Annotated in this window: 12 protein-coding genes; 7 read left to right on the top strand and 5 right to left on the bottom strand. The window is 41.4% G+C overall.

The annotated features are described in order from the left end of the window. Positions 1 to 88: 88 nt before the first annotated feature. Together Q7J63_RS04215 and Q7J63_RS04220 are read right to left on the bottom strand one after the other, a co-directional pair. A complete protein-coding gene (locus Q7J63_RS04215) occupies positions 89 to 1,153 on the bottom strand; it encodes a hypothetical protein (protein WP_304884206.1) in 1,065 nt (354 codons plus the stop codon). A 523-nt stretch (positions 1,154 to 1,676) separates the two neighbouring features. Further along, entirely contained in the window at positions 1,677 to 2,516 is an 840-nt protein-coding gene (locus tag Q7J63_RS04220; protein WP_304884208.1) for a hypothetical protein, read from the bottom strand. Between the two features lie 541 nt (positions 2,517 to 3,057). Here Q7J63_RS04220 and crtD point away from each other — a divergent pair. Further along, positions 3,058 to 4,521, top strand: a complete 1,464-nt coding sequence (crtD, locus tag Q7J63_RS04225; protein WP_304884210.1) for a 1-hydroxycarotenoid 3,4-desaturase CrtD — start codon at positions 3,058 to 3,060, stop codon at positions 4,519 to 4,521. On the opposite strand, the gene Q7J63_RS04230 is transcribed toward crtD, so the two are convergent. Further along, positions 4,522 to 5,031 carry a regulatory protein RecX gene (locus Q7J63_RS04230; RefSeq protein ID WP_304884212.1) on the bottom strand — a complete coding sequence of 170 codons (510 nt, stop codon included), beginning with the start codon at positions 5,029 to 5,031 and terminating at the stop codon, positions 4,522 to 4,524. Between the two features lie 73 nt (positions 5,032 to 5,104). On the opposite strand from Q7J63_RS04230, the gene tpiA reads away from it, so the two are divergent. The 3 genes from tpiA to Q7J63_RS04245 are packed head-to-tail and all read left to right on the top strand — an operon-like array spanning position 5,105 to position 6,882. Next, positions 5,105 to 5,866 carry a triose-phosphate isomerase gene (gene tpiA, locus Q7J63_RS04235; RefSeq protein ID WP_019596507.1) on the top strand — a complete coding sequence of 254 codons (762 nt, stop codon included), beginning with the start codon at positions 5,105 to 5,107 and terminating at the stop codon, positions 5,864 to 5,866. Beyond that, complete coding sequence (gene prmA / locus Q7J63_RS04240; RefSeq protein WP_019596508.1) at positions 5,867 to 6,697, top strand: 50S ribosomal protein L11 methyltransferase; 831 nt, start codon at positions 5,867 to 5,869, stop codon at positions 6,695 to 6,697. Beyond that, complete coding sequence (locus Q7J63_RS04245; protein WP_304884216.1) at positions 6,694 to 6,882, top strand: hypothetical protein; 189 nt, start codon at positions 6,694 to 6,696, stop codon at positions 6,880 to 6,882. The genes prmA and Q7J63_RS04245 overlap by 4 nt, the downstream gene beginning before the upstream one ends. Positions 6,883 to 7,289: 407 nt before the next feature. Here the strand turns inward: Q7J63_RS04245 and Q7J63_RS04250 are convergent, their stop codons facing one another. Continuing rightward, the gene (locus Q7J63_RS04250; RefSeq protein ID WP_304884218.1) at positions 7,290 to 8,402 is read right to left on the bottom strand and encodes an NAD(P)/FAD-dependent oxidoreductase; all 1,113 of its coding nucleotides are present in this window, start codon (positions 8,400 to 8,402) and stop codon (positions 7,290 to 7,292) included. Between the two features lie 122 nt (positions 8,403 to 8,524). Between Q7J63_RS04250 and Q7J63_RS04255 the strand changes: the two genes are divergently transcribed. Together Q7J63_RS04255 and Q7J63_RS04260 are read left to right on the top strand one after the other, a co-directional pair. Beyond that, positions 8,525 to 11,056, top strand: coding sequence for a zinc-dependent metalloprotease (locus tag Q7J63_RS04255; RefSeq protein WP_304884220.1), 2,532 nt, complete (start codon positions 8,525 to 8,527; stop codon positions 11,054 to 11,056). 118 nt (positions 11,057 to 11,174) lie between these two features. Continuing rightward, positions 11,175 to 11,594, top strand: a complete 420-nt coding sequence (locus Q7J63_RS04260) for a Fur family transcriptional regulator (protein ID WP_019596514.1) — start codon at positions 11,175 to 11,177, stop codon at positions 11,592 to 11,594. A 4-nt stretch (positions 11,595 to 11,598) separates the two neighbouring features. Here Q7J63_RS04260 and Q7J63_RS04265 read toward each other — a convergent pair whose 3' ends face one another. Further along, positions 11,599 to 11,823 (bottom strand): hypothetical protein, encoded by a 225-nt coding sequence (locus Q7J63_RS04265; protein WP_304884223.1) that lies wholly within the window; start codon positions 11,821 to 11,823, stop codon positions 11,599 to 11,601. A 167-nt stretch (positions 11,824 to 11,990) separates the two neighbouring features. Here Q7J63_RS04265 and Q7J63_RS04270 point away from each other — a divergent pair, with 167 nt between their 5' ends. Next, a complete protein-coding gene (locus Q7J63_RS04270) occupies positions 11,991 to 12,464 on the top strand; it encodes a YcxB family protein (protein WP_019596516.1) in 474 nt (157 codons plus the stop codon). The last annotated feature ends 131 nt before the right edge of the window (positions 12,465 to 12,595 follow it).

Raw genomic sequence — 12,595 nt, forward strand, 5'->3', positions numbered from 1 at the left:
GGCCCGAGTATTAACCTCGGGCCTTCTAAAATATTCATATCCAATTATAAAAGATAGGCTATCAAATTAATCGCCTTCTTAGGAAAATTTATTTACATTTTCCAGTAATTTTAGCATATAGCCCTAAATTATAACTTGATCCGGTTATGTTAGTAAACGTGATGGTTCCACCTGTTTCTGTTTCTCTAATATCATTAAAACTATCTCGATTTAAGCCGGAAATAGTAGTAGCGCTGTAGAAGGCACCCCATTCGTCAAATGAATATTCGGTATCAAGAACTTCAAATTTGACTTCAATCTTATATATTGGATCTGGTCCTGTATTTGTTCTAGACCTTTGATAAGTTGCTTTACCTACTACATTGGTTCCATCCATTAACATGAATAGATCAGATTCGAAATCTTCAGTACCCTCACCATTATTACTTCTTGTAACACTTCTGAACCAAGTATCAGTACAATCAACAGCACAGTCTTGAATGGTATAGGACATAAACATTGCCCAATTCCCTTTACCGTCAGAGTTGAATGCTTGTCCTTCGGCCCATGCTCCTTCTTTTTTATAGGATATCGCTTCAGTTCTATCGGCATTAAACTCAGTTACATTGATAACATCAGCGTGAACAGCAACGTCAAATTCACCCATATCCTTTAATTCATCGCTAATAGTAAGTTTATAAGTGAATTCTTGATCTGCCACATTAAAGTCAATAGGAACAACTTCATTGATTGGAAATTTACCTGGAGCAGGATTAACTATTTTATTTTTGCCTTTTGAAACAAAATCAATAGAGGTCTGGCCTGCGTAAATTTGTATATTTTGAAGGAACCAATCACCATTGTCGAATCCGTCTCCTTTTTCGATACTTACAGTAACGTAAAAATCTGTATCATCATTAAATACAGTCACTTCTCCAATTGGAGTTTTTTGACCTGCCATTAGTCTTGCAGTCAAAGGAGTTCCGCATGCATCATAGCCTGTTCCGACTCTAGCATTGGGATTAAGGCTTTTAAAACTTACTGGAATTCTCGATTGAACTTCGCTCAAATCGGCTGTTTCAAAAGATTCAGTTTGGCTGCAGGAAAATAGCAGGGCTGAGGACATCAAAACGACTAGGGCGTTTCGGAACGGATTAAGGAATTGTTTTTTCATAAAGGATTCTGTTAAAAAGATTTTGAAAATGGAATAATTACCTCTTCAATATAAAAAGGTAATGTGAAAACAAAAAATATGTATTTGAAATGCAGAAAAATAGATTTAAAAACTATATATTATCTTAATGTTTTTCTTCTATTATGTTGGTAAAAAATATTAGAAATTCTAAATAAATAACAAAATACCAGTTTTATGTAAAATATTTTCTCGAAGTAAAATTTTTACATAAATTTTTGTTTTTCTTGACTTCCCAAAGAAATCATTTGATTTTGGTAAAATAATGGATTACAGGTGGTTAGTTCTTCCGCATAAAATGGATTTGCTCGATCGCAGAAAAGGGGTATTGTAAAATCAATTTGTGATGAAAAAGAAGATTTCAACTCAAAATTTTTTCCGATGGCTTTATCAAGTATAAAAATGATAACCCTTTTTGATGGGATATCCAGAAGAATAGATTACAGAAAAAGGGAGACTTCTCAGAAGTCTCCCTTTTTGTACATTATTGGTTGTATGATTGGATTCAGTTTATAGAGCATTCCACAATTCTAGCAGCATCCACGTGAATACCATAGAATTTGGCTTTGGAAACTTCAATCTCATATTTGTCTCCAGCTGCTTGACCCTTGTGTGAAGTGAACAAGCCTGGATTTGGATTTGCTTTAGGTGCTGAAACATATCCTTGGATTTTAATATTTTCTGCCACGTTTTGGAAAGCACCCATCTCATTCAATTGAATCGTGATTTTCACCATTGTTCCTGCATCTACAAAACTTACAGTTCCGATTTTGGTGGATTGACCTGCAAATAAATCAACTGTTTTTCCATCCGCATATTCCGTAAATGTAGCCCAATTGCCTTTGGTTACATATTTAGCACCAAAAGACCAAGCTGTTTCTTCTTTGTAACATGGTTCTTCTATGGTTTTGCATTCTCTCAAATTGAAGCAAACTGTCAAGTTACTCAAATCCGCAGGTCCACCACTGGAATTCATCGGAGAAGCAAGTCCGGAATCTCCATAGATATCTGGGCCATAGGTATAAATGTTAGCAGCATCACCTCCCTTAACAATAAAGGATACGCCATCAACACACATGCCGGCAGGAGCGATGTAAGACCATGACACCAATTTACCGTCAGTCGTAATCGTGAAACCTTCTGGCCAAGCAGTAGCATCACTGAAGGGAGTATTGTTTCTCGAAGAGCTAAATGCATAATTTGTTCCTGTGTCTCCACACTCGGCGTTACCTCCCTGAGGACCTTCCCACAATACAGGAGTGACCATTCCTGTGGAAGTCCGGGCGTTGATCATATTGGTGAAGTTGTTGCCATTGCGGGCTACTTCATCACTTTGATTTTCCATTGTTGGTTCCATAGCTTCAAATTGGCTGCAGCTAACCATAAAAATGATAATTGCTAAAGTCCACAACCCGGTGGTCACTTTAACGAAAGGGCTTTTTGTCATACTTTTGATTTTTTGGTTGTTAAAAAACATCTTCAAATGTAAACACAAAAAGCAATAAGTTGTATACAAAAAGCATTTTAATGATTTTAAAATAAAAAATGGTGGATACATGGTGTAATTCATCAGTGCATTTTCTATTGACTAAAACCCGGCTCTTTAGGTAGTAATTGATATTTAACATGATAAAATATAAATTTTACCTTAGAAAAATACTTTAAAAAAAAATGATATTTCGAGATTTTTTTTCTCGCTCAATGGTTGATTCAAGTAATTTTAACAAAAAATAATTAGATATTGCGCCAGGTTGTTCGAATTTGAACACGTATATATTTACCCCAAAAGGCCATGATGGAAATTATTCTAACGGATATCTTTTTGGTTATTAGGGTTCATAATTAATTCAAAAACTATTCAGCCAAATCCAGTGTTTTCTCAATCAATGAATAAAAAAGCCATCATCATCGGATCCGGGATAGCGGGAATTGCCGCTTCGATCAGATTGTCCCTGAAGGGTTATCGGGTAGAAGTGTATGAAGCCAATACCTATCCGGGCGGGAAATTGTCGGAAATAACCCTCCAAGGATATCGATTCGATGCCGGCCCTTCCCTTTTTACCTTGCCGGAGCAAGTAGATGACCTTTTTAGACTGGCGGGAAAGCAACCGCGGGAACATTTTGATTACATCAGACTTCCAGTGGCCTGCCATTATTTTTGGGAGGATGGAAAACAGGTAAAGGCCTATGCGGACATTGACCGCTTTGGGAAGGAAGTGGAAGCAAAATTGGGAGAACCTGCCGAAAATATCCGGAAGGCCTTAGAAAAGTCCGCCTACATCTATGATCGTCTTTCCCCGCTTTTCATGCAAAGATCCCTGCACAAATTCGGGACCTGGACCAATAAAGACGCCATGAAATCCTACCTGAAAATGGGGAAATTGGGCATCTTCAGCACCATGAACCGGGCCAATGAGAAACAATTTGACCATCCCAAAATGGTGCAGCTTTTCAACAGATATGCTACCTACAATGGATCCAACCCTTATGAAACGCCTGCAACCCTGAATATCATCCCCCATCTGGAATTTAACATCGGGGCATTCTTTCCCAAAAAAGGGATGCACGACATTACCATGAGTCTGTATCGCCTTGCGGAAAGTCTCGGAGTCTCCTTTCACATGAATGCCAGAGTAGAGGAAATTTTGGTACAGGAAAAAAGGGCCGTTGGGGTAATCGTCAATGGAACCAAACATTTTGCGGATTTGCTGGTCAACAATATGGACATGGTCAATGCCTACAAGACTATCCTGAAAAAAGAAAAACAACCCAGACTGCTTTTGAATCAAACCAAATCCAGTTCTGCACTGATTTTTTATTGGGGAATAAAGAAGGTCTTTCCGGAATTGGAATTGCACAATATCCTTTTCAGCGAAGATTACAAAACTGAATTTGAGCACATTTTCACCCACAAAACCATCAGTGAAGATCCCACAGTGTATATCAACATCACTTCGGTGCACAAGGCTGATGATGCGCCCAAGGACAGCATGAATTGGTTCACGATGATCAATGTACCCAACAATCAAGGACAGGATTGGGACGCCGTGATTCGGGAAGCAAGGAAAAACATCGTCAATAAAATAAACCGCGTCCTCAAAACAGATATCGAAAGCCTGATCGAAGTAGAGGAGATCCTAGAGCCCCGGACGATCGAGAGCAAGACATCAAGTGCGAATGGTGCGCTTTACGGCAACAGTTCCAACAATCGGTTTGCGGCATTTATGCGGCACGCCAATTTCTCCTCAGACATCAAGAATCTATATTTCTGTGGGGGAAGTGTGCACCCCGGCGGTGGAATCCCCCTTTGTTTGCTCTCAGCAAAAATCGTTTCAGAGATGATCGAGTGATCATTGGTTTTCCAAGTGCCGGACCATGGCTTCCTGAATCAAATCCGATTCGAAGCCCCTTCCGATCAAATATTGGAAAACCTTGTTCTTTTTTCTAAAAAGATCCTTTTCCGAGATGGAATTCCATTTTTTTTCGACCAGCTGGTCGAGGGTTTCCAGGTATTCATCCTCCTCGATTTCTTTCAAACCGGATTTGATACAATTGGGGCTGATTTGGCGGAATTTCAATTCCTGAAGGATTTTATTTCTTCCCCATTTTTTCATTCTGAATTTTCCCCTAAAAAAAGACTGGGCAAAACGCTCCTCATTCAAAAAACCCTCCGTGATCATTTCCGCGATCAGATCCTCGGCAGGAGTGCCATAGACCCCTTTTTCATGAAGTTTCTCCCGAACCTCCTTTTGACACCTTTCCTGATAGGCACAATAAGAGGCGATTTTTAGCTTCGCCTCTTCGAGAGACCAGTACTTTTTGGGTGCATCGGAGTCATAATCTTTTCTTGGGTAGGACATTTTGTGTAATTTTAGCCCAAAGTAACTTTATCAGTTATTTTAATCAAATCTATTCACCTAACCTTTAGCCATCATGCGTAAAAATATTGTTGCCGGTAACTGGAAAATGAACCTGAATTTTGAAGAAGGCCAAAAGCTCACCTCCGAAATTGTCAATATGATCCGGGATGAAAACATCAAGGATGTTTCCGTTGTCCTCAATCCACCTTATGTTCACCTGCACCCTGTCAAGAAATTGATCGGCAATACAGCAGGATTGTTTTTGGGTGCCCAAAATTGCTCTGACAAAACTTCAGGTGCCTATACCGGAGAAATTTCCGCATCCATGTTGGCTTCTTTCGGATCCACTTTTGTGATCATCGGTCACAGCGAAAGAAGGGAATATTTCAAGGAAGACAGTGCACTACTGACCGGAAAATTAACACAGGCATTGGAAAATGGCCTGACGCCTATTTTTTGCTGTGGTGAATCCTTGGATATCCGAGAGGCAGGAACGCATGAGGAATATGTGAAACAACAATTGACAGAAAGCCTTTTTGGATTGAGCGCAACTGATTTTGCAAAAATCGTGATCGCTTATGAACCCATTTGGGCGATCGGAACTGGTAAAACTGCGAGTTCGGATCAGGCACAGGAAATGCATGCTGCCATCAGAACACACCTTGCCTCCAAATACGGACAAGCAGCAGCCGACGAAATTTCTATCCTTTATGGTGGAAGCTGCAACCCCGGGAATGCCAAAGAGATCTTTTCCAAGCCCGATGTGGATGGCGGATTGATCGGCGGAGCTTCGCTTAAATCCAGGGACTTCTTGGACATCATCAAATCCTTCTAAATGCAATACTTGGAATTTAAAATTTCCTGCTTGGAAGAATATCGGGAAATCCTGATTTCAGAATTGGCGGAAGTTGGCTTCGATTCCTTTCTGGAGACAGACGAAGGGATCGATGCCTATATCGCCGAAGACCTTTTTGATCGGGAGGCTTATCAAGCCGTCATCGACCAATATGTCGAAGCCGCATCCATCCTCGTGAAGGAAGGCATGATGGCCAAAGTCAACTGGAATGAGGAATGGGAAAAGCATTATGATCCCATTTCCATTGGAGACGAAGTGTATGTGAGGGCATCCTTTCATGCGCCCAAAATAGGTGTGAAGCACGAAATCGTCATCAATCCCAAGATGTCTTTTGGTACGGGACACCATGCCACCACTTATCTGATGCTTTCGCATCAATTGAACGTGGATCATCAGGGAAAGCGGGTCATTGATATCGGTTCTGGTACGGGTATTTTGGCCATCATGGCCTTTAAGCTTGGTGCGGAGCAAATCGAGGCTTTTGATATCGATGATTGGTGTGTGGACAACGGGAATGAAAACTTTGAACTGAATGACATGCACTCCGTGAAAATGGGTCTTGGTACCATTCGTGAAGTCAATCCACAAGGCCAATTCGACATCGTATTGGCCAATATCAACAAAAATGTACTCTTGGATGAAATGGAGGTGTACGGGACTTTGGTCAAATCCAAAGGGAAGCTTCTTTTGAGCGGATTTTATGAACATGATATCGTGGACATTGAAAACGCCGCGGCAAAATATGGTTTGGATCTCCAAGCCAAAAAAACAAAAGATACTTGGGCTTCTTTGATATTTGAAAAACGATGACGGAATTAATTGTCTACGCGGTACTTTTTCTCCTCTTGATGGCGCATTCGCTGCTTGCGGGAAACATGTATAGGGCGGTCCATAAGGATGAATCCCTGACGGTCAATGAAAAGAATGAATGGAAGTTGAGGGCTTTGATTTTCCCTGCCTATTATTGGGGGAAATACAAGAAGAACGCGTCCTGATGATTGGAAGCCAATCCATTAAAGGTGAAATTTCTTTGATGATTTGGGTCCAAAAATTTTGCTGAAGATTGGGTCCGGAAAACGGTTTCAACCAAAAAAAGCTCGGTATTCAAGGTTTTAACCGCGAAAACTGAGCTTTTTTGTCTGTAGAGAGCCATTTGTTCGGCTATTTTTAACTTCACCTTATTGATATCGGGATTTATTTTCCCAATAGCCTGATTTACTTTCAGTTTCAATTCCATTTCGAAACCTGATTTATATTTCCGGTTAAAATATGAAGTACCAGGAACTTCTATTTTCGTCCTCTGCTCCTGTGCCATCCATGGAATTGGGATGGGTGTCAATGCGGTCATTTTTCTTTTGGATTCAGAAAATAGATGTTTGGAGCCAAGCACTTTTTTCCTCGCCTAAAAAATCTCTCCGTGTGTTCTCTTCATGATTTGGTGGGCGATAAAGGGGGAACTTTTGATCATGCCCACAGAAAATTCCGATACGATTTTGGAACCGAATAATTGCTGGACTTTTCGACCCAGCCAAAGCCGGTTTTTGAAATGGGAGTTCCAGTCGGTTTCGTATTGGGTTTCGATGGCTTTTCGGTTTTCGTTTCGGAGAATGGCTTCGGCGGCGAGTTTTCCGGTGTGGATGGCGATGGCCATGCCGTTCCCGCACAAGGGGGTGATCAATCCTGCTGCATCCCCGACCATCAGCAGATGGTTTTCTACGGGATTTTTGGGTGAAAAATTCACTTCGTTGATGACCTCGGGTTTTTCGAAAAGAAAGTCACTGTTTTCAAAAATTGACTTGAGGTGCGGATTTTTGAAAAGGATGGCTTTTTCCATCTCCTGGATACTTCCATGTTCCTTGAGCTGGTCTTTGGAACCCAAATAGCAGAGATTGAAAATGCCATTTTCGATTTGATTGATGCCACAATAGCCATTTTCGAAATTGTGGAGGGCCACCATGTCGTGTTCGTGATCGGTTTTGATGTGGTATTTAACACCGATGAAGGGTGACCGCGTTCGTATGAATTCCCGATCGAGCGACTTGTCCATTTTGGATCGTTTTCCAAATGCTCCGATGACATGTTTGCAGACCAAAGTATTTCCATCACTTAGGCTCAAGGTAAATCCATCTTCCGTTTCCGAATAATTGATGTCCTCCACTTGGGTCTGCAATAAGAAATCGGCGCCCATGGCCTTTGCCTTTTTGTAAAGGAAGAGATCCAATTGATACCTGCTGATGCCAAAGCCACCGAGATCCAATTTCATTTCGGCAATGTTGCCCTTGATGGAAGTCAACCTGAATTTATGGATTTCAGATGGGCCAAATTCCGAGGGGAACAAGTTTTCCTTCAACAAAAATTCCCGGACTTCATTGGAAATATATTCTCCGCAAACGCGGTGAAAAGGATAGCCCTTCTTTTCGATCAAGAGTACACGTCTATTGTTTTTGGCGAGTTGGTGCGCAGCGATCAGCCCTCCAAGTCCTCCTCCAATGATGATAATGTCGTATGCCTGCATGAGTTGTATCCGCCTTTTATTTTAGATGAGCACCGTTTATCAAAATTCATCCTTTTGGATTAATAAAACCTCTGAAATCTGGGTTAATTTCAAAGATTAACAAAATGTCAACCAATTTAATTATGAAGAAGTTTACCCAAATAAAACTAAAACAGGGCTTAGTTGGAGTACTGATGCTTGGGAGCATGCTTTTCGCCGAAGATGCATTTGGACAAAGGAAAAAGAAAAAGGATGCCAAAAACGCACCTGCCCAAACTGCAGCTCCAGCTCCAAGGCCAGCCGCTCAGGCCAAGCCAGGACCAAAGCCTTACGGAGAGGTGATTACCAATAAGGCAAAATCACATGATGGACTTTTCAAAGTCCATGAAGTTGAGGGGAAATATTATTATGAAATCCCTGACACGCTTATCGGCAGGGAAATGCTTGTGGTCACCACCATTGCCAAGACCGCAGACGGAATTGGGTATGGAGGAGAAAGAACCAATACACAAATGGTAAGATGGGATCAAAATGGAGACAATATCCTCTTGAAGGTTGTTTCCTACAGCAATACGGCAGCTGATTCCCTTCCAATTTTTGAGGCAGTAAGAAATTCAAATTTGGAACCGATCCTTCAGAAATTTGACGTCAAAGCCAAGGCAAAAGACGGAAATGGAGTGGTCATTGAGGTTACGGATTTGTTTTCCAAAGATGTTCAGGCGCTTGGCTTGCCAAAAAATCGCCGGACAGAATTCAAAGTGACGCGATTGGATACAGACCGATCTTATATAGAAAGAATCAGTCCCTATCCGATCAATATCGAGTCTAGATATGTCATGACTTACATCGCGACTGATCCGCCTTCCAATGGAAGCACAGGATCGATCACTGTCGAAATGAACTCCTCCATGGTGTTGTTGCCGGTGGAGCCGATGATGCAGCGACTGACAGACAGAAGAGTGGGTTGGTTCAGCAGGTCCGTTGTGGACTTTGGCTTGGATGAGCAAAAGGCCACCAAAAGAACCTACTTGGACAGATGGAGACTCGAGGTGAAGGAAGAAGATTACGACAAATTCAAAAGAGGCGAATTGGTTGAACCCAAAAAGCAGATTGTCTATTATATCGATCCGGCAACTCCAGAAAAGTGGAGACCTTACTTGAAGCAAGGCGTAGAAGATTGGAATGCAGCTTTTGAAGAAGCAGGATTCAAAAATGCCATCACGGCCAAGGATGCGCCGACTTTTGAAGAGGATTCCACTTGGAGTGCAGAAGACGCCAGATATTCAGTCATCAGGTATTTTGCCTCAGACATTCAGAATGCTTATGGACCTCACGTATCCGATCCTAGATCTGGGGAGATCCTGGAATCCGACATTGGTTGGTATCACAATGTGATGAATCTGTTGCGAAATTGGTTCTTTATCCAAACTGCAGCCGTTAACCCAGAAGCCAGAGGCGTTAAATTCAAAGACGAGGTAATGGGCCGACTGATCAGGTTTGTCTCTTCCCATGAAGTGGGACATACACTGGGTTTGCCCCACAATTTTGGGTCTTCACATGCCTATCCAGTGGACTCTTTGCGTTCCGCTACCTTCACAAATGAATTTGGGACTGCACCGTCCATCATGGACTATGCAAGATTCAATTACATTGCACAGCCTGATGACAAAGGCGTGAGTCTGATGCCTGATGTAGGCCCTTATGACAAATACTCCATCAGCTGGGGATATCGTCCTATTTTGGATGCCAAGACACCGGAAGAGGAGCAGGCTACTTTGGATCAATGGATTTTGGCCAAAAATGGAGATCCTGTTTACCGATTTGGTCGTCAGGGAAATAACTATGACCCGAGTACCCAAAGTGAAGACTTAGGGGATAATGCCATGAAAGCTTCCACTTATGGAATCGATAACCTGAAAAGGATTCTTCCTAATCTCAATGAGTGGGTATCTGAAGCAGATAAGCCTTACAAGGACTACAGTGATTTGAACGAGATGTATGGACAGGTGATAGGCCAATACAACCGCTATATGGGTCATGTCAGAACCAATGTAGGTGGTGTCTATGAAATCTTCAAATCGTCAGGTCAAAACGAAGCGGTGTATACGCACACCGATAAGGCCACTCAAAAAGAAGCCGTGACATTCTTGAACAAGGAATTGTTCGCGACACCAAAATGGCTGATGGATGAGAAAATCATTTCTCAGATAGGTGATTTTGGCGCTTTGGAAAGAGTAAGAGCAGTGCAGGTGAATAACCTAAACAGTATTTTGGAATGGGGGAGATTGGGCCGAGTCATTGAGAACGAGGCAATAAGCGGCAAGAATGCTTACACCATGATCGAGCTATTTGATGATCTTAGAGCGGGGATTTGGACGGAATTGGCTGCCGGAAGGACCATTGATGTACACAGGAGAAGCTTGCAAAGAGCGCATTTAGAACGTTTGGAATTGTTGCTGACCGGCAATGAGCCAAATGTGCCCGCCCAGTTTAGAGGTTTTGTAGGTCCACAGATCAATGCTTCCCAGTCTGACATCAGACCGATGGCAAGAGGAGAGTTGAAGACTTTGCAAAGACAAATAACTGCTGCTATCCCAAGAACATCTGACAGGCTTTCCAAGCTACATTTGGAAGATACCCTAGAAAGAATCAAAATGGTCTTGGAACCAAAATAATTCAATTCCATAAAACAAAAAGGGCAGGATGAATTCATCTTGCCCTTTTTTTGTTTGTGAAATCAACGAGAAGTGAAAATTATCCATATTTTTACAGGAATCGAAAAAAAAGTAAACCATGGCTTTAACCCCTTTAAAAATTCTTCAGGACCATCACCTTCGGATCACCAATTGCAGAAAGGAAGTTTTGAACACATTTTTGGAAAAACAATCCGCACTTTCCCATTCTGATCTTGAGGAGGTTTTGAAAAAGGATTTTGATCGGGTGACCCTATATAGAACCTTAAAAACCTTTTTGGAGAATGATTTGATCCATAAGGTAATGGATGACAGTGGCGCCACTAAATATGCGCTTTGTTCCCATACATCTGACGGCGAGCATTCACATGACCACGATCATGTACATTTTAAATGTGAAAAATGTGGAAAAACAATCTGTATCGAAGAAGCCATCCTTCCAAAAATTTCATTGCCAAAGGGCTATATAAACAAGGAGACGAGTCTTTTGATCCAAGGGATTTGTGACAAATGCAATTGACCTTTCAGAAAATTTCCGTTTGTTTTCTCCTTTTCGGGATGTCCGAAGGCCAAATAACGCCAGGCGGAAGGTCTATTTTTGGAGGTGTGAAATCTTCTATTCCGCCATCCCCATCATCGTTTCGATTTCTTCCCCTTTGGATTCTCGCTCTAGTCATGGTAGCGACAAAGTAGATGAGCACGACATACGCGATACCACACAGCACAAGATCAACGATTAGGCTACTCATAGTGAACGATTTTGAAGTAATTTAATACAAATGTATTTATAAGTCAATGTATTAACTGTTTATAACAAATATTGATTTTGAAAAATGAAAAAAAAAGCAACGGATTTGCATTTGGCTTGTTAAATAGGCGATATCATCGGATATTTGCGCACTGAAATTTTAAGATAATGATAGTTAAAACCAAAAGATATAAATTAGAAACCGGCACTTACATCAAGATGGGACTTACCAATGTCCTCAAGGAACAGTGGTGGGTGATTCTTATTGCTGTTGCGATTGCTTGCGGATATTTTTGGATAGCTTCCTGGTGGTGGATAAGCATGGCCATCCTTGCCTATGTGTTGTATCTCCTTTTCTGGGTAATCCAGTTTGCCGGCGTGACCCAAATGGAGCAAAACAAGGTGATGTTCGAAAAATTGGCATATGAAATTGACAGCAGGCAGATTCTGATGAAGCTGAATGTAAAACAGGGAATGCCGATCAATTGGGGAATGATAAAACGTGCCCAAATCACCAAGGATGCCTACATCTTAACGATGTCTAAAGCACAATTTATTCACCTTCCCTTTAAGATTTTCAATTCTGACAATGATAAGAAATTTGTTGAAACCATTCTAAAAAGAAAAGGCTATATCATTTGATTGCTTCAAATGGATGGTTCCCCCTTGGCAATCAATGCCTTTGGAAAAAAATGGAATATCAATAAGCGATGGCCGCGTAATATTCTTTCTGACCAGAATCTATCGGTAGATTGAATTTAGCCTTGTACAAG

This window comes from Rhodonellum sp., from assembly GCF_030656585.1.
In the GTDB taxonomy this organism is placed as follows: domain Bacteria; phylum Bacteroidota; class Bacteroidia; order Cytophagales; family Cyclobacteriaceae; genus Rhodonellum; species Rhodonellum psychrophilum.